Source organism: Cryobacterium sp. TMT1-62, from assembly GCF_004403145.1.
Lineage (GTDB): Bacteria > Actinomycetota > Actinomycetes > Actinomycetales > Microbacteriaceae > Cryobacterium > Cryobacterium sandaracinum.
Genome location: NZ_SOGZ01000002.1, coordinates 61,552 through 77,931, shown reverse-complemented (window position 1 = coordinate 77,931; position 16,380 = coordinate 61,552). Strand labels below are relative to the sequence as shown.

Sequence of the window (16,380 nt, the reverse complement as noted above, 5' to 3'; positions counted from 1 at the left end):
AGTGGTTTTGTGTATCGCTCAGTACACAATATATTAAAACATTCGTTACAAAGAAGCAGAGGAGCCGCCATGGCCTCGTCCATCACCATCACCAGCACCCAGATCCAGCTTGTCGCCCGCCCCACCGGCTGGCCAACGGATGCCGACTTCGGCACCATCCGCATCGACCTGCCCGAGCTGACCCCCGGTCAGGTTCGCGTGGCCAACGAGTTCGTCTCGGTCGACCCCTACATGCGCGGCCGGATGAACGACGCCAAGTCCTACTCCGCCCCCTACGCCCTCAACGAGACGATGACGGGCGGGGCCGTCGGCCGCGTCGTCGCATCCGCCTCTGACGCGGTTGCCGTCGGCGACGTGGTCGTGCACCAGTTCGGCTGGCGCGACCTGGTACAGGAGGAGGCCTCCGGCTTCCGCGTCGTCCCGGAAATCCCCGGCGTGCCTCTCTCCGCCTACCTCGGCGTGCTGGGCATGACCGCACTCACCGCCTACGTGGGCCTGCTCGAGGTGGCCGGGCTCACGGAAGGCGACACCGTTTTCGTTTCCGGCGCGGCCGGGGCCGTAGGCAGCATGGTCGGCCAGATCGCCCGTCTCAAGGGCGCGAAGCGCGTGATCGGTTCCGCCGGGTCGGCCGAGAAGGTCGCCCTGCTGACCGAGAAGTACGGCTTCGACGCCGCCTTCAACTACAAGGACGGCGACATCGCCAAGCAGCTCGCCGCCGCGGCTCCGGACGGCATCGACGTCTACTTCGACAACGTCGGCGGCGAGCACCTCGAGGCGGCACTGGCCAGCTTCAACGACGGCGGACGCGCCGCCCTCTGTGGTGCGATCTCCGTCTACAACAACACCGAGGCGACCGGCGGCCCGCGCAACCTGGCGAACATGATCGGTCGCGGGCTGACCCTCAAGGGCTTCATCGTGGGCAACTACGTGCAGCATTTCCCCGCGTTCTCGGCCGACATGGCCGGCTGGCTCGCCGCGGGCGACGTCGTCTTCGACGAGACCGTGGTCGACGGGATCGACCACGCGGTCGACGCCTTCCTCGGCCTCATGCGTGGCGAGAACACCGGCAAGATGGTCGTCCGCACGAACGTCTGACTTTCCCGACAGCATCCATTTCACACGATCACACACTCTGGAGAACCCATGAATTCCGTACTTTTTGTCGTCAGCGCCGCCGATCACTGGACCCTCAACGACGGCAGCCTGCACCCCACCGGCTACTGGGCCGAAGAGCTCGCCGAACCGCACCGCCTGTTCACCGAGGCCGGCTGGCGGATCACCATCGCGACGCCCGGCGGCATCGCCCCCACCATCGACGCGGGAAGCCTGGCACCCCAGGCGGCCGGCGGGGAAGACCGGGCCGCGGCCATCGTCGCCTACCTCGACACCATCGGCAGTGAACTCGACGAGCCCCGCTCGATCAGTGACATCACGGTCGCCGACTACGACGTCGTCTTCTACCCCGGCGGCCACGCCCCGATGGAGGACCTGGCCGTCGACGCCGACTCCGGACGTATCATGACCGAAGCCCTCGACTCCGGAACGATTCTCGGCGTGCTCTGCCACGCCCCGGCCGCCATGCTCGCCGCCCAGCGAGCCGACGGCAGCTGGCCCTTCACCGGCTACCGCATGACCGGCTTCACCGATGAGGAGGAGACTCTCGGCGGCCTCGCCCCCAAGGCGCCGTGGCTCGTGCAGAGCCGCCTGGTCGCGCTGGGCGCCGACTTCGTCGCCGGCGCAGCCTGGGCCGAGCACATGGAGATCGACCGCAACCTGTACACCGGCCAGAATCCGGCTTCCTCCGCTGCTCTCGCCGGCGCGATCATCACCGCCGTCACCGCACAGAAGTAGTCGAGTCGCCGCGAGGCCCTCTGGCCGAGCAGGCCCTGCGGTCGCGCCCGTCGTGACCCGGCTACGGACGCAGGGCGCGCAGGGCGTCGGCGACGTCGTCCTCGTCATTCCACAGGTGGAAGGCGACGCGGGCCCGCCCGGCCCTGCGCGACGCGGTGAGACCGGCCCGGGTGAGGCGTTCAAGGTCGGTGCCGTCGGCATCCGGCCAGGTCACGATCGACTGCCCGGCCGGGGCGAGCCCGAGCCCGGCGCAGAGCGCGTCGCCTAGCGCCACCGCGTGGTCGCGCACCGTCGACAGGTCGAGCCGCCCGAACAGCTCCAGTGCGGGTTCGGCGCCCACCCAGGAGTTCCAGGCCGGGGAGACGTCGAATCGGCGCGCATCAGCCGCAAGGTTCATGTCCGGTCCGTAACAGGAGGCCCACGGGTCCCGGCCGGCATACCAGCCCGCCTGCACCGGGTGCAGCAGTACGGCCAGCCGCTCGGCCACGGTCAGGAAGGCCACGCCGCGCGGGGCGCAGAGCCACTTGTAACTGTGGCAGATAGAGGCGTCGAAGACGGATGCGTCCACCGGCATCCACCCGGCGGCCTGCGTCGTGTCGCAGAGGGTGAAGCACCCGTAAGCACGGGCGGCGGCCACGATCCCCGCGGTGTCGGCGACGGCACCGGTGGCGGACTGCACGAGCGAGAACGCCACAAGCCAGGTGTCGGCGGTGATCCCGACGGCCAGCTCGGCCAGAGGCAGGTGCCGCACGGTGACCCCGCGGTGCGCCTGGCTGAGGAACGGGAACACCATCGAGCTGAAATCGCCATCGACGCAGAGCACCTCGGCGCCGTCGGGAACGCTCGCGGCGAGCAGGCCGGCCAGCACGGACGCCTGAGACCCGATCGCGACCCGGCTCACCGGAACAGCGACGAGTCTGGCATACGCGTGTCGGACCCGTTCGACCACGGCGGCGTACCCCGCCGCCGACGCGGTGCCCAGCGCCCAGGCGTCGGCGTCCAGGCGCAGGGCCGCTTCCGTTTCCCGGGTCGGCAGCCCGAGCGTGCAGGCCGCCAGATAGCCGCGGCCGCCCCGGAACCGCTCGCGCGCCTCGCGCACGCCGATGCGGGCCGGCAGCGTCGAACGGGACGCGGAAGAGTCGCTCTGGATCATTTCTCCAGCATGCGACCGGCCTATTCATTTGACAATAACCAGTAGCTGAGGCAATCCATAAGCATCAGTTATGATCACTTCGTGCCCGCCATCGTCCAGCCCGAACTCGACTCCACCATGCTGCGCGTCGTGGGTGCGCTCGCCGACTGCGGCTCGATCACGGCGGCCGCGGCGGCGCTCGGCTACAGCCAGCCCGCCGTGAGCCAGCAGCTTAGACGGCTCGAGCAGCGCATCGGGATGGCCGTGATCGAACGCATCGGCCGCGGCGTGCGGCTCACCGAGACCGGCCGGCTGCTCGCCCGGCACGCCGCCATCGTGAGCGGGGCCCTGGACGCCGCCGCGGGGGAATTGTCCGAGCTGCGCGGCCTGCGCGCGGGCCGGGTGCGTCTGGCGGCGTTCCCCTCCGCCTCGGCGACCATTGTGCCGCGCCTGCTCGCTGACCTGCAGCGCCGCCATCCGGGAGTCAGCGTCACCTACCTTGAGGCTGAGCCGCCCGAAGCCGTGGCTCTGGTGCGCCAGAACCAGGCCGATCTGGCGATCACGTTCAGCTACCCCGGCGACCGGGTCGACCCTCACCGGGACAGCGCCGAGGGCCTCGTCGTGACCCGGCTCCGCCGGGACGAGATGATGCTCGTGCTGCCGGCCGGACACGCCCTGGCCAAAAACAGCGCAGTCGACCTCGGCGACCTGGCCGAGGAGAATTGGATCGGCGGATGTCCTCGGTGCCGCGGCCACCTGCTGGAGCTTTGCGGTCACAACGGTTTCACGCCCCGCATCTCTTACGAGACCGACAACGCGGCCGCCGTGCTCGGCCTCGTGGCGGCCGGCATCGGGGTGGCGATGCTGCCCGCGCTTGCCCTCGACTCCGTCGGCGCGCAGCCTCTCGTCGCCATCCGGCCCACCCGCGGCCGCGACCACCGCACCCTGCACACGGTCACGGTCACTGGGTCCGCGGGCGTGGCGGCCATTGCCGTCACCCTGCGCCGGCTCGCCGCGCTGGCCGGACCGGACGCGCCACCCGCGGCGCCACCCGTATCCCCACCCGCGCCCTCACCCGGAGGCAACTAGAATCGGGGGTGATGTCTGAGACAATTGCGCACCCGTTTTCCACTGCCACCGGCACCGACGTTCGCGTTCGGTTCTGCCCCTCGCCGACCGGAACGCCGCACGTCGGTCTGATCCGCACGGCGCTCTTCAACTGGGCTTACGCCCGGCACACCGGCGGCACGTTCATCTTCCGGATCGAAGACACCGATCCGGCCCGCGATACCGAGGAGAGCTTCGTGCAGCTCCTCGACGCGCTGCACTGGCTGCGCCTGGACTGGGACGAGGGCGTCGAGGTCGGCGGACCGCACGCTCCCTACCGCCAGTCCGAGCGCTACGACATCTACCGTGACGTGATCGAGCAGCTCAAGGCGTCCGGTCACATTTACGAGAGCTTCGCCACCGGCGAGGAGATCGAGGTGCGAAACGTCGCCCTCGGCCGCGACCCGAAGGCCGGATACGACAACTTCGAGCGCGACCTCAGCGATGAGAAGAAGGCGGCCTTCCGTGCAGAGGGCCGCTCGCCGGCGCTCCGCCTCAAGGTGCCCGACACGGACATCTCCTTCGACGACCTGGTTCGCGGCGAGATCACCTTCCCGGCCGGCTCGTTCAGCGACTTCGTCGTCGTGCGGCCCAACGGGCATCCGTTGTACCCGTTCGTGAACCCGGTCGACGACGCCATGATGGGCGTCACCCACGTGCTGCGCGGCGAAGACCTGCTCTCCTCCACGCCGCGCCAGATCGCCCTGTACCACGCGCTGATCGACATCGGACTGGCCACGTTCGTGCCGCGTTTCGGGCACATGCCCTACGTCATGGGCGAGGGCAACAAAAAGCTCTCCAAGCGCGACCCCGAGTCCAACCTGTTCCACCACCGCGCCCGCGGCTTCGTTCCCGAGGGACTGGTCAACTACCTGTCGCTGCTCGGCTGGTCCCTCTCCAGCGACCGCGACGTGTTCACGATCGATGAGATGATCGCCGCGTTCGACGTCGTCGACGTGCTGCCGAACCCGGCCCGCTTCGACCTCAAGAAGGCCGAGTCGCTCAACGGCGACCACATCCGGCTGCTCGACCCGGCCGATTTCGCCGCCCGGGTCATCCCGTACCTGGTGGCCGCCGGCGACGTGACCGAACCACTCAGCGAGGTGCAGCAGGCTATTCTCGAGGCCGCCGCACCGCTAGTGCAGGAACGCATCGCCCTGCTCGGCGAGGCACCCGGCATGCTCGGTTTCCTGTTCATCGGCGGCGACTCGCTGGCCTACCAGCCGGATGCCCTCGCCTCGCTCCCGCAGAACACGCGCGAGATCCTCGCCACGTCCACGGCAGCGCTGCTCGACATTCCCGAAGCGGAATGGACGCACGACCGCGTGCACACCACCCTTACCGAGACGCTGATCGACGGGCTCGCGCTCAAGCCGCGCGTGGCCTTCGGCCCCCTCCGGGTCGCGGTCTCCGGCCGGCGCATCTCGCCGCCGCTGTTCGAGTCGATGGAGATCCTGGGCAAGGCGGAGTCCGTGCTGCGTCTTGCACGTCTGGCTGCCACCACTCTCGAGTGACTGGCCGCGCGGTGTCGGGCCCCTCGGGGTCTGCCCCGGCAACCGGCTCGAGCCGGCGATGATTTCGGCTCTGGGTTTGTCCCGGCACTCTGAGTGGGTTAGAGTTACGAGTCGGTCCGTTCTGAGGAACAGGCAGTGGGGTATGGTGTAATTGGCAACACGACTGATTCTGGTTCAGTTGTTCTTGGTTCGAGTCCAGGTACCCCAGCAGTAACAGGTGCAGGCTTTCGCGGCGATATCACCCATCGCCCATCCTCTCCCCTTGGCCCGGGTCCGCCTCGGTGTTTAGAACCACTATCACAAGCGCCATGCGGGGCTGCAGCGGCGTTTCGCCGCCCGGGTTGATTCGCTTTCGTAACGACGCAACCGGGCTGACGCTCGGCGCCGTTCGGCGTTCAGCCCGCAGCGCCAAGGTGCACACTGCGATGTCTTTCCCGGCTTGTCGGGATGCGGTGGACAATCTGATTTTCAGACGATGACTCGAACAGTTGACGGTTGGTTGCTGCGCCGTCGGTGTCAGGAATCGACGCATAACGACCGTCGGCATGCGCTTTGCGGATTGGTATGAGCCTGGCCAGCGCGTTTCATCAAACCTTCACATGCTCGGGGGCTGGAGCTTCATGCGCGGTCTGCATGCTGGTGTGTAGACACCAACTTGGTGACTGAACGCGAAAGGTGTTGAGACTGATGAAATTCAATCGGAAGAACATGACCGCTGGTGTTGCGGGACTCGGGCTTGTCGGAGCGCTTGTCACGGGCGGTGTTGCCGCGGCGCAGGCATCTACCGGTGATGGGGCTATTTCCCAGCCACCATCGACGACCTCGTCGTCAGTTGGCGAGCACCGGTCAGGCCACTTGGCCGGCATGGCATTCGGGCAGAGTTCGCCCATGGTCGCGATCGCGAGCTACCTCGGCTTGAGTCGGACGGAGCTGCAGGACCGGGTCCAGTCGGGTGGGTCCCTCGCGGATATCGCTGAAGCCCAGGGCAAATCGGTTTCTGGGCTCAAAGACGCAATTCTCTCGCAGCAGAGGACCACTCTCGACTCCAACAGCACTCTGTCATCTGATGACAGGCAGGCAGCCGTAGAACAGATGAGGAGCCGCATTGACCCGATGCTGAACGCGACCCACACCCCAGGTGAGGGGATGGGCATGGGTTCGGGAGTCGGTATGCACTCGGGCGCAGGGATGGGCGTAGGGATGGGCTTGGGGATGGCGCGGACCTGACCGTCTCCTGAACAGGCGGACCGGTCCACGGGCTGCCTGGATGTACGAAAATAAACACAAACTGAAGGAGCAGAAGAAATGATGTGGGGAAACGGATACAACATGCTGTGGGGATGGCCGGTAGGGCTGCTCATGCTCGTCGCAGTCATCCTCCTTGTTGTCTGGGTTGTGCGGGCTTTTGCTGACGGAACTGAACGCGGAGGGTTCCGCGGGACTACTCCGCTGAGCCGCGGACAAGGCGAGCGCAGTCCAGCGCGTCAAATACTCGATGATCGCTTCGCGAAGGGTGAATTGAATGAAACGGAATACCGAGAACGGTTGCAGGTGCTCGAGAGGTAAGGCCTGAGTTGGTCCTCCCTCGCCGAGTCCCTGGGGCGCAGTGCAGAGTCCGTGCCGCCGCACGGCGATAATCAGAAGAAAAGGGGTGAGCGATGCAGAAGGTCCTGGTTGTCGACGACGAGGCGCAGATCAGGACGGTCCTGCGCGGCTACCTGGAAGCGGAAGGTTATGACGTAGCGGAGGCCGCGGACGGCGCCGAGGCGCTTGCGGTGCTCCATAAGGACCCTCCCGCTCTCGTGCTGCTGGATGTAATGCTGCCGGGGATCGACGGGCTGGAGGTTCTCCGGCAGTTGCGAGGCTTCAGCGACGCGTACGTGATCCTCGTCACGGCCAGGGCGGAGGAGGTCGACAAGCTCGTGGGGCTCGGTGTGGGTGCGGATGACTATGTGACCAAGCCATTCAGCCCGCGCGAGGTGACGGCTCGAGTGAAGGCAATGCTCCGTCGTGACAATCGGGATGAGCGAACCGACAGAGACGCCCTGCTTCGCTTCGATGGCTTGTCCATCAAACCCGCCCACCGAGAGGTTGAGGCGAATGGAGTCTCCGTGGGGTTGTCGAGCCTGGAGTTTGATCTTCTCACCGCACTCGCAACCGAGCCCGGGCGGGTGTTTTCCCGGGCACAACTGCTTAAAAAAGTCTGGGGCTACGATTTCTACGGCGACGAACGGGTCGTCGATGTTCACATCCGCAGTTTGCGCGCACGACTCGGCGACGATGCCGGCGATCCACACCTGATCGCCACGGTGCGGGGCGTGGGCTACAAGTTTGTGGCCGGGCCCAGATGAAGATGCGCCTCTCGCTGCGCCTGTTCATCTCCTATGCCGCTATTGCCGTGGTCGGCGGCATGGTGGCTTATCTGACGATCTCGCTGCTCGCTCCTCGACTGTTCGAAGACCGGCTGGGGATGATGATGGACAGTGAGGGCACCGGAATGTCGATGGGGGCCATGGACGCGACCAGCGTGCGCTCCGCCTTCCTATCCGCGCTCACGACCTCGCTGATCGTCGGGGTACTGGCCAGCGTCATCGCCGCAGGTTTCGTCGCCGCGGCAGTCACGGGGCGCCTACTTCGCCCCCTCAACGCTGTGCGGGCCGCGACCAAACTGATCGCTGCCGGAAAATACGGAGGCAGGGTCCCCGTCCCCTCCGAGCCGGAACTCGCAGCGCTGGCCACAGACGTCAACACGCTGGCCCAGGCCCTGGCCGATACCGAGTCACGGCGAACCCGGCTGCTCGGGGAGGTTGCGCATGAAATGCGAACCCCACTGACCGTTCTGGACGGCTACGTCGAGGGGCTGATCGATGGCGTGTTCACCGCCAGCCCCGACACATTCGCCTCCCTCAGCGAGGAACTGCGCCGCCTGCATCGCCTCTCCGATGACCTGTCCAGCCTGTCGCGCGCTCAAGAACAGCGGCTCGACCTGCATCCAGTCGATGCCGACCTGGCCGATCTTGCTCGCCGCACGGCCAACCGGCTCGCTCCGCAATTCGAAGATTCGGGCGTGACGTTGACACTCAACGTCGCCACGCCGCTGCCCGTGCACGTGGACCCGGACCGGATCACCCAGGTTCTGACCAACCTTTTCGGCAACGCCCTGCTCGCCACCCCGGCGGGCGGTGCGGTCACCATCACGACGCACGGCGCCGACGGCCGTGGTGAGGTCGTCGTGATCGACACGGGAGTGGGCCTGGCCGAGGAGGACACAGACCGTGTTTTCGAGCGGTTCTACCGTGTGCCCGGACAGGCCCGCCGCTCCGCCGGATCAGGGATCGGTCTCACGATCGCCCGGGAAATAGCGCGTGCGCACGGCGGGGACGTGAAGGCCTCGTCGGGAGGGACAGGGCAGGGAGCCAGATTCGCGGTCGTGGTACCCCTGCGGGCCGGCGCCAGATCAGGCTGAAACTCCGACGTCATTCCCTGCTCCGTCAGCCGATGTGGTGGCCGTCGTGCTCTCGGGCTGTCGCGGGAGGCGCAGCCGCTTGAGCAGCAGCGCGTTGACCGCGACGATGACGCTGGAGCCGGACATGGAGATGGCGGCGATTTCCGGACTGAGCCGGATGCCGAACGTCGGAAAGAAAACGCCGGCGGCAATGGGGAGCGCGATCGCGTTGTAGCCGACCGCCCAGCCGAGGTTTTGGCGCATTTTGCGCACGGTGCCTTTCCCGATGCGCAGGGCGATGGGGACGTCGAGGGGGTCTGACCGCATCAGGACTACGTCCGCCGTGTCGATGGCGACGTCCGTCCCCGCCCCGATGGCGATGCCCAGGTCCGCCTGTGCCAAGGCCGGAGCGTCGTTGACTCCGTCGCCGACCATCGCGACTCGCTTGCCGGACGCCTGCAGCTCCTTGATTTTCGCGGCCTTGTCTTCCGGGAGCACCTCGGCGATCACAACATCGATCTGGAGCATGGATGCGATCCGCTGCGCGGTCGCCTCATTGTCGCCGGTGAGCATGACGACCTCGATTCCCGCTTCGTGAAGAGCGACAACGGCGGCCGCCGCGGTCTCTCGAACGGCGTCAGCCAAGGCGATGACCCCAGCGGCCTTCCCGTCGACGGCGACGAGGACCGCCGTCCGTCCGGTGGCGGCCAACGTCTGACGCTGGGCGGACACCGGATCAATATCGATGCCCTGGGCGACCATGAGTTTGCGGTTGCCGACGAACACCTGGCGTCCTGCGACTGTTGCGCCGGCACCATGTCCCGGAACATTGCGGAACGCAGATGCTTCCAACGCAGTCGCGCCGCGCCCGACGGCGTAACTGACGACGGCTGCGGCGAGCGGATGCTCGGACTCCCGTTCCACTGCAGCGACAAGGGCCAACAACTCGACCTCATCCATCCCAACAGCAATGAAGTCCGTCACCTCTGGTTCGCCCCGGGTCAGAGTTCCCGTCTTGTCCAGGACGACCGTGTCGATTCGAGCTGAAGTCTCCAACGCGGTCGCAGTTTTAAAGAGGACACCGCGTTTGGCGCCCAGGCCGGTGCCGACCATGATGGCGGTCGGTGTCGCCAGGCCCAACGCATCCGGGCAGGTGATGACGACGACGGTGATCGCAAAGAGGATCGCGGTAGGAAGGCTCGCGCCGGCCAAGAGCCACGCACCCAGGGTGGCGCTGCCGCCAATGAGGGCTACGAGCACAAGCCAGAAGGCCGCGCGGTCGGCTAGCCGTTGTCCGGGGGCCTTGGAGTTCTGTGCTTCCTGAACCAGGGCCACGATCTGCGCGAGTGCGGTATCGGCGCCGACTTTGGTCGCCCGCACGCGAAGGGTTCCGGTGGTGTTCACTGTGGCGCCGATCACGTTGGATCCGATGCTCTTGGCGACGGGAAGGCTCTCCCCGGTGACCATGGATTCGTCGATGTCGGACTCACCGTCTTCTACGACGGCGTCAGTTGGAACTTTTGCTCCGGGCCGAACCAGGAGGAGGTCGCCCGGGACAACCTCCGCGGTCGCGACCTCAACCGGTTCCCCGTCTCGGATGACGAATGCCATCGACGGTGCCAACTCGAGCAGCGTGCGGATGGCGTCGTTTGCGCCGCCCCTGGCACGCATTTCAAACCAGTGGCCCAGGAGGACGAAGCTGGTCAGAACGGTCGCAGCCTCGTAGAAAACTTCCCCACCACCGGTAAGGGTGACAGACAGGCTATAGAGCCAGCCCGCTCCGACACCGACGGCTACCAGAACCATCATGTCCAGGGTTCGAGCCCGCAGCGCCCGGAAGGCCCCATCGAAAAAGATCCAAGCCGAATAGAAAATGACCGGCAGAGACAGGATCAACGCGAAAACGTCATCCCGCAGCCCGAACGGGGCAGGAACCGCGAAACCGAAAACGTCGCGGCCGATCGGCGACCACAGGGTGATCGGAACCGACAGGATCACCGCCACCATGAACCGGTTGCGCATGTCCCGGATCATGCCGGCCATGGACATGTCGCCGTGCGCGCCACCATGCCCCATGGTCTCCTGCATGGTTCGAGGCGGTTGTCCGGTCTTCATTTCATGTTCGGTGTGGTCGGTGACGGATGACGCCACCGGATCGCAGATGTGATCGGGCACGGAGCGTCCAGCGCAGTGGTAACCGCATTCCCGGACCCATGCCGCCAGATCAGTGACGGAGGTCTGCCTGGGATCGAAGGTCACGCTCGCGGTTTGCGCTACCGGATTCGCATCAACGCTCAACACGCCGGGGCGGCGGGCGAGCACCGACTCGACGATCGCTCGCGAGGATGCCCATTGAACGCCCTGCACTTCGAGGACAGTAGTTTCGGCTTCCTGAGTCATGTGAATCTTCCATTCTGAAGAATCGGCCTCACAGCGACAATCTCCGTGTCGAACACTCTCAGCCTATACCCATGGGGGGTATACGATCGGGGCGATCCACCTCGTCGGTGGGAGGCTGTCGTAGGGCCTCTGGGTCGTTAATCAGGCAACGCTACTAGGATAGATAGTATTCCGGAATGCTTCTACCGGCTCACGGCTCACTTGTCGTTCGCTGCTCGCCGTGACGGCTTGAGGCGCACTGAACGACTACCCCTTCCGGGAGGATGCACCGCCTGAAAAGGGGGAGTGGTGCACGCCGTTTGATTGTCCAAAATACCCCAAGGGGTATGCTTGCGGCAGTGTCTATTCTCGAAATATGAGTCGAAGGAGTCGGATCATGATGTGGGGCTATGGAGGAAGTATGGGGCTGTACTGGCTCTTCGGGCTGCTGACAATTGTCGGTATCTCGTTGCTGGTCGTGCTCATGGTTCGGCTGTTTTCTGGCGATCGTAGTGTCGGGCGGAAACAGGGGGGAGAGGTTGGGCTAGGCCGCGCGCGCCAGATACTGGATGAACGTTTCGCCAGGGGTGAGCTGACCGCAGAGCAGTACCGCGAACAGCGCGCAGTCTTGGGCGAGGATAAGCGGTGAAGCCTCTCAGCCGTCGAAGCGCTCTCACGCTCGGTGGCCTCGGGCTGGCGAGCACGGTTGCCGGGGGAGCGGGACTTCTCTGGAGCCAGCAGACAGCATCGCCTTCGGCCACCAGCTCAGGCTTTGGGGCGCCCTCCGGGGATCCACTGGTTCAGCCGCCCGAGCTGCGTAGCGCCGATGGCCGCCTCAAGGTACGCCTGGATGCTGCACCGGGGGACGTGAAGATTTCCGGTCGCGGTGCCACCGTGCTGAGCTATAACGGGGGCGTGCCGGGGCCTACCCTACGCGTTCAGGCGGGCGACACGCTCAATGTGAGCCTGCACAACGGCCTCAACGATCCGAGCAACCTGCACGTGCACGGATTGCATGTTTCTCCGTCGGACAACGGCGACAACATGTTCGTGACCGTGAAGGCCGGAGAGTCATTCGACTACGAATATCAGCTGCCGCCTGATCACCCGCCGGGAGTGTACTGGTATCACCCGCACCACCACGGGTTCGTCGCCGATCAGGTCTTCGGCGGCCTTTACGGGGCCATCATTGTCGAGGACCCCACTCCCATCAGGGCAACGCGAGAGCGCGTGCTCGTCATCTCAGACATCACACTGGACAGCCTGGGCCGCATCCCTCCCGTCACGCCGTCGGAACAGATGGCGGGACGGGAAGGACAACTCGTTCTGGTCAACGGGCAGGTGAATCCGGTGATGACCGCCCGTCCGGGGGAACGCGAACGTTGGCGCATCGTCAACGCCTGTGTGTCCCGGTACCTGCGGCTGCGTCTCGACGGGCAGGAACTACAACTCCTCGGCATCGACTCGGGACGGTTCCAGACCCCCGGCGACGTCGATGAGGTAGTGCTGTTACCCGGCAACCGAGCGGACCTCCTGGTTACCGCTGTCTCAGGGACATCCATCTTCCAGACCCTGCCCTACGACCGCGGCGGCCCGAACGGAATGATGGGCGGGATGATGGGCGGCGGCGCTGGACCAAGCGGGCAGGACGCTCAGAGCAACCCTCGCGGCTTTTCAGTGGCGACACTAACGGTGTCCGGTGATGCGATGACCGCCCTGTCCGCAGTCCCCGAGCAGGCCGTGCCCCCAGATCTTCGTTCGCGGCCCGTGACGGCGCGTCGCGAGCTCACGTTCGGGATGGGAATGGGCGGGATGAGGGGCGGCTCGATGATGAGTTTCACCATTAATAAAGAGGTGTTCGATGCGGACAGAACAGACACCACGGTTCAGGCCGACAGCATCGAAGAATGGACCCTGACAAACACCAGCCAGATGGACCACCCCCTGCACCTGCACGTTTGGCCAATGCAGCTCGTTGAGGAAAATGGCAGGGCGGTCGAGTTGGTGGTTCGGCAAGACGTTGTCAATGTTCCGGCAGGGGGACGAGTGAAGGTCCGCATCGCCTTCGACGACTTCGCCGGACGGACTGTCTATCACTGCCACATCCTCGATCACGAGGACAACGGGATGATGGGCGTCATTGAAGCAAAGTAACAACGACTCCTGACAGGGGCTTTCCTGTGTGACCGCGGTTCACTGCGACGGGAGCCAACTTCGGCTACTACTATGAAAGATAGTAGACAAAGAAGGAGGCGCTCATGCGCTCACGAATCTGGATCATCTCCCTGGCCGCTGGAGCGTTGCTTGCAGCAGGCACCGTCGCTCCGGCCTACGCGGCCGAGGGCAGCAGCCCTCCGGCCCCGGCGGGTCAGGCCGAGGATAGCGCCCGCGGACACATGGCCGCGATGCACAGAGCACCTGGCCTGGTGAAAATGCACGAACAGATGATGGCCGGGATGTCCGACACGGCTGATATGACGGCCGGTGCACCCGGCATGGCGAAAATGCACGAGCAGATGATGGCCCATCACCCGGCTGGCGACGCTTCGTCGGAGGCTGGCAATAAAAGCCTGGAGGCGTCACGGTGAGTACGGCGCTCTATGGTCTGGCCCTCCTGGCCTGCCCAGCGGCTATGGGCTTGATGATGTGGTTCATGATGCGAGGGAAGACGACAGCTGATGCGCCGAAGTCGCTGTCGGCGGCTGATGAAATGGAGTTGACCACACTGCGCCCGGAGGTGGACACGCTGCATCTGCCGAATTGAGGTTCTTATTCAGCCTCAACACCTGTTCGATGGCCGTCAGTGCGGTTGCAGTGTGAGATCCGGGCTTCCGGGGGAATGCGCAGCGTCGATCACATCGTCAAGGACTGCTCGTCCTCCGGGCACGGGTCCATTGTTCCTGCTGCGGATGCGGGGGCGATGGCGAGGAACAAGGGCAAGGCGATCAACAATCCCATAGCCAAAGCAGCGACGGTTGTCTTCCCGGCGCCGAGGGGCCGAGTCGGTGAAATAAGTCTCCTGACTCGGCTGGGAGCTGATTCTCCGCCAGCACCGAGGGCCGCCGCGGGGGTCAGCCCGTGTTCAGCCAGGCGCACCAAGGCGGTGGCGACTGTGGTCCGGTCACTATGACGGGCCGCACTGTCATCGGCGAGCATCTCGACGAGCCGGCCCAGTTCTCTGCGTGCGGTTCGAAATGCTGGGACACGGGGGAATGCATGCTGTAGCGCGTCGGCCGCCGCGAGGATGAGGTCGTGACGTCCCCGCAGGTGGGCCCGTTCGTGGGCCAGAACGGCGAGGAGCTGATTGTGATCCAACGCCGACAGGGCGGCACTGGTCAAGACGACCTGACGGACCCTGCCTGGTAGGCAGTACACGGCGGCGGCCGGATGGTCGACGACGAGAGCGTCGTATCGGAGGTGGGGTCGCGCAATGAGGGCCAGGGCGTCCAGTTGTACTTTCCTGTTGCGGGCTGCGATTGCCCGGTCCGCGGCCAGGCAATAGGCGACCCGGACGAGGATGGCACTTGCGGCGGCAGCGCCGGTGGCGCTGACCACGGCACCGCCTGGCGTGGAGTATTGCGCGAGGAGGGCCATCGCGCAGGTACGGATCCAGTCGGCGAGGTTGATGGTCCAGGGAATCGCGGGGATGGCCAGGCTCGAACCGGCAAGCAGCACCGCCAAAACAATTGAGACGCTCAGCGTTTGCCACGCAGTGATCCCGATCCGGGGAGACCGCTCGAGCCACGACATCCGGCGCAATAGGGTCGGCCCCAGGACGGCCAGAATCACGGCGAGGACCGCCAAAACGGCTGGAGCAATCATGGCGCGGTGCTTGTGCGACCCTGAAGGTGCTCGTCAAGGGCAAGACGGAGGCTGGCGACTTCCTCTGGCGAAATATGGTCGAGGAAGTGCAAAAATGTCACCGAAGTGTCAGCTCCTCCGGCAAGGACTTCCCCCATGAACGCGGCAGTGTGCTGCTCACGAGTCTGCGCAGGTCGGTAAAGATACGCACGGCCGTCCTTCTCCCGAGTCAGAAAGCCTTTGCGGCGCAGGTTGTCCATAACTGTCATTACCGTTGTGTAGGCGAGTGTGCGCTCGCGTTGAAGATCCTCCAGCACCTCGCGAACGGCGACCGGGCGCCCCCAGGACCAGATGCGATCCATGACGTGCTGTTCCAGCGTGCCGAGTGGGCGCACCATGGGTTGTTCCCTTCTACGCTCTAATGGAAACGAAAACCCCTAATCAACTACCTTCCATAGTAACGTACGGTCCCTGCTGCGCCCGCGGGATCCCGTGCCGATCAGCCCTGGACGCCACCAGAGCAGGGTGCGCCGGGTTCGGGTGTCTGTGGGCCCTGTAGGTAGGTCTGCAGGAACAACTGCAGGCGGGGGTCATCCACGTTGTCCAGTTGCAGTTGTTTTCCCCAGGCGCTGGCGACAATCGGGGCGGGGAGGTCAGGATACGGGCTCAAGAGTTCGTATGGGTTCGACTCGGCATCAGCCGTCAGAGTGTCGATCTGCTCTTGCGGCAGATCGGATCGGTAGGTGACCCACACCGCGCCATGCTCGAGCGAGTGCACGGCCCGCCAGGTGTCTACCGGCTTCGTGTACACGCCGCAGTTTGTCAGCTCGGCCGAATGATCTCCGCCGACGGGGGGAAGCGTCGGAAACGCAACCTCGTTGACCACGTGGTCGCGGCTCAATCCATCAGAACTCTCCACGCCACTGATTGGCTTGTCTGCTGCCGATCTCGCCGCGTCCTGGTCTTTCTGGTTGACGATGAAGATGGAGACAACGGTCGCCACGAGGGTGATTGCGACGACGGTGCCCAAGCCGTAGATCCAGAAGCTCCGACGCCGCTCGCCCCGCTTCAGCTGTGCTCGTGCGGCCGCAACGATCGCCTGCCGATGTGCTCTGTCCTCTGTGTTCGGGTGTTCCATTTGGACGGTCCTC

At 65.3% G+C, this 16,380-nt stretch carries 16 protein-coding genes and 1 tRNA gene; 12 read left to right on the top strand and 5 right to left on the bottom strand.

Annotation, left to right across the window (positions count from 1 at the left end):
• Positions 1 to 69 precede the first annotated feature (69 nt).
• Positions 70 to 1,095 carry an NADP-dependent oxidoreductase gene (locus tag E3T34_RS00440; RefSeq protein WP_104102898.1) on the top strand — a complete coding sequence of 342 codons (1,026 nt, stop codon included), beginning with the start codon at positions 70 to 72 and terminating at the stop codon, positions 1,093 to 1,095.
• 48 nt (positions 1,096 to 1,143) lie between these two features.
• Positions 1,144 to 1,851 carry a type 1 glutamine amidotransferase domain-containing protein gene (locus tag E3T34_RS00435; protein WP_134341800.1) on the top strand — a complete coding sequence of 236 codons (708 nt, stop codon included), beginning with the start codon at positions 1,144 to 1,146 and terminating at the stop codon, positions 1,849 to 1,851.
• 61 nt (positions 1,852 to 1,912) lie between these two features.
• Here E3T34_RS00435 and E3T34_RS00430 read toward each other — a convergent pair whose 3' ends face one another.
• Positions 1,913 to 3,004: an aminotransferase class V-fold PLP-dependent enzyme gene (locus E3T34_RS00430; RefSeq protein WP_134341799.1), complete on the bottom strand. Its 1,092-nt coding sequence runs from the start codon at positions 3,002 to 3,004 to the stop codon at positions 1,913 to 1,915.
• A gap of 81 nt (positions 3,005 to 3,085) precedes the next feature.
• Between E3T34_RS00430 and E3T34_RS00425 the strand changes: the two genes are divergently transcribed.
• The 6 genes from E3T34_RS00425 (at position 3,086) to E3T34_RS00400 (ending at position 9,070) form a co-directional block, all read left to right on the top strand.
• Positions 3,086 to 4,072: a LysR family transcriptional regulator gene (locus E3T34_RS00425; RefSeq protein WP_233191521.1), complete on the top strand. Its 987-nt coding sequence runs from the start codon at positions 3,086 to 3,088 to the stop codon at positions 4,070 to 4,072.
• 11 nt (positions 4,073 to 4,083) lie between these two features.
• Positions 4,084 to 5,604 (top strand): glutamate--tRNA ligase, encoded by a 1,521-nt coding sequence (gltX, locus tag E3T34_RS00420; RefSeq protein WP_104102905.1) that lies wholly within the window; start codon positions 4,084 to 4,086, stop codon positions 5,602 to 5,604.
• A 136-nt stretch (positions 5,605 to 5,740) separates the two neighbouring features.
• Positions 5,741 to 5,812 (top strand) — tRNA-Gln (locus tag E3T34_RS00415).
• Between the two features lie 1,097 nt (positions 5,813 to 6,909).
• Positions 6,910 to 7,170 carry an SHOCT domain-containing protein gene (locus E3T34_RS00410; RefSeq protein WP_134341798.1) on the top strand — a complete coding sequence of 87 codons (261 nt, stop codon included), beginning with the start codon at positions 6,910 to 6,912 and terminating at the stop codon, positions 7,168 to 7,170.
• A 92-nt stretch (positions 7,171 to 7,262) separates the two neighbouring features.
• The gene (locus tag E3T34_RS00405; protein ID WP_104102914.1) at positions 7,263 to 7,955 is read left to right on the top strand and encodes a response regulator; all 693 of its coding nucleotides are present in this window, start codon (positions 7,263 to 7,265) and stop codon (positions 7,953 to 7,955) included.
• On the top strand, positions 7,952 to 9,070 hold the full coding sequence (locus E3T34_RS00400; protein ID WP_134341797.1) for a cell wall metabolism sensor histidine kinase WalK: 1,119 nt from the start codon (positions 7,952 to 7,954) through the stop codon (positions 9,068 to 9,070). The genes E3T34_RS00405 and E3T34_RS00400 overlap by 4 nt, the downstream gene beginning before the upstream one ends.
• On the opposite strand, the gene E3T34_RS00395 is transcribed toward E3T34_RS00400, so the two are convergent.
• Positions 9,062 to 11,449, bottom strand: a complete 2,388-nt coding sequence (locus tag E3T34_RS00395) for a cation-translocating P-type ATPase (protein WP_134341796.1) — start codon at positions 11,447 to 11,449, stop codon at positions 9,062 to 9,064. The genes E3T34_RS00400 and E3T34_RS00395 overlap by 9 nt on opposite strands.
• A gap of 376 nt (positions 11,450 to 11,825) precedes the next feature.
• Here E3T34_RS00395 and E3T34_RS00390 point away from each other — a divergent pair, with 376 nt between their 5' ends.
• The 4 genes from E3T34_RS00390 (at position 11,826) to E3T34_RS00375 (ending at position 14,192) form a co-directional block, all read left to right on the top strand.
• Complete coding sequence (locus tag E3T34_RS00390; RefSeq protein WP_134341795.1) at positions 11,826 to 12,077, top strand: SHOCT domain-containing protein; 252 nt, start codon at positions 11,826 to 11,828, stop codon at positions 12,075 to 12,077.
• Entirely contained in the window at positions 12,074 to 13,582 is a 1,509-nt protein-coding gene (locus E3T34_RS00385) for a multicopper oxidase family protein (RefSeq protein ID WP_134341794.1), read from the top strand. Before E3T34_RS00390 ends, E3T34_RS00385 begins: the two co-directional genes overlap by 4 nt.
• 104 nt (positions 13,583 to 13,686) lie before the next feature.
• Positions 13,687 to 14,016, top strand: a complete 330-nt coding sequence (locus tag E3T34_RS00380; RefSeq protein WP_104102926.1) for a hypothetical protein — start codon at positions 13,687 to 13,689, stop codon at positions 14,014 to 14,016.
• On the top strand, positions 14,013 to 14,192 hold the full coding sequence (locus E3T34_RS00375) for a hypothetical protein (protein ID WP_134341793.1): 180 nt from the start codon (positions 14,013 to 14,015) through the stop codon (positions 14,190 to 14,192). The genes E3T34_RS00380 and E3T34_RS00375 overlap by 4 nt, the downstream gene beginning before the upstream one ends.
• A gap of 89 nt (positions 14,193 to 14,281) precedes the next feature.
• Here E3T34_RS00375 and E3T34_RS00370 read toward each other — a convergent pair whose 3' ends face one another.
• The 3 genes from E3T34_RS00370 to E3T34_RS00360 form a co-directional block, all read right to left on the bottom strand.
• Positions 14,282 to 15,250 (bottom strand): M56 family metallopeptidase, encoded by a 969-nt coding sequence (locus tag E3T34_RS00370; RefSeq protein ID WP_134341792.1) that lies wholly within the window; start codon positions 15,248 to 15,250, stop codon positions 14,282 to 14,284.
• The gene (locus E3T34_RS00365) at positions 15,247 to 15,627 is read right to left on the bottom strand and encodes a BlaI/MecI/CopY family transcriptional regulator (protein WP_134341791.1); all 381 of its coding nucleotides are present in this window, start codon (positions 15,625 to 15,627) and stop codon (positions 15,247 to 15,249) included. Before E3T34_RS00365 ends, E3T34_RS00370 begins: the two co-directional genes overlap by 4 nt.
• 101 nt (positions 15,628 to 15,728) lie before the next feature.
• Entirely contained in the window at positions 15,729 to 16,367 is a 639-nt protein-coding gene (locus tag E3T34_RS00360) for a DUF3105 domain-containing protein (RefSeq protein WP_104102938.1), read from the bottom strand.
• Positions 16,368 to 16,380: the final 13 nt, after the last annotated feature.

Coding starts and splice junctions, on each gene's coding strand:
- E3T34_RS00435 (WP_134341800.1), top strand. CDS start 1,144: ATGAATTCCGTACTTTTTGTCGTCAGCGCCGCCGATCACTGGACCCTC.
- E3T34_RS00405 (WP_104102914.1), top strand. CDS start 7,263: ATGCAGAAGGTCCTGGTTGTCGACGACGAGGCGCAGATCAGGACGGTC.
- E3T34_RS00410 (WP_134341798.1), top strand. CDS start 6,910: ATGATGTGGGGAAACGGATACAACATGCTGTGGGGATGGCCGGTAGGG.
- E3T34_RS00430 (WP_134341799.1), bottom strand. CDS start 3,004: ATGATCCAGAGCGACTCTTCCGCGTCCCGTTCGACGCTGCCGGCCCGC.
- E3T34_RS00360 (WP_104102938.1), bottom strand. CDS start 16,367: ATGGAACACCCGAACACAGAGGACAGAGCACATCGGCAGGCGATCGTT.
- E3T34_RS00365 (WP_134341791.1), bottom strand. CDS start 15,627: ATGGTGCGCCCACTCGGCACGCTGGAACAGCACGTCATGGATCGCATC.
- E3T34_RS00370 (WP_134341792.1), bottom strand. CDS start 15,250: ATGATTGCTCCAGCCGTTTTGGCGGTCCTCGCCGTGATTCTGGCCGTC.
- E3T34_RS00400 (WP_134341797.1), top strand. CDS start 7,952: ATGAAGATGCGCCTCTCGCTGCGCCTGTTCATCTCCTATGCCGCTATT.
- gltX (WP_104102905.1), top strand. CDS start 4,084: ATGTCTGAGACAATTGCGCACCCGTTTTCCACTGCCACCGGCACCGAC.
- E3T34_RS00440 (WP_104102898.1), top strand. CDS start 70: ATGGCCTCGTCCATCACCATCACCAGCACCCAGATCCAGCTTGTCGCC.
- E3T34_RS00380 (WP_104102926.1), top strand. CDS start 13,687: ATGCGCTCACGAATCTGGATCATCTCCCTGGCCGCTGGAGCGTTGCTT.
- E3T34_RS00390 (WP_134341795.1), top strand. CDS start 11,826: ATGATGTGGGGCTATGGAGGAAGTATGGGGCTGTACTGGCTCTTCGGG.
- E3T34_RS00395 (WP_134341796.1), bottom strand. CDS start 11,449: ATGACTCAGGAAGCCGAAACTACTGTCCTCGAAGTGCAGGGCGTTCAA.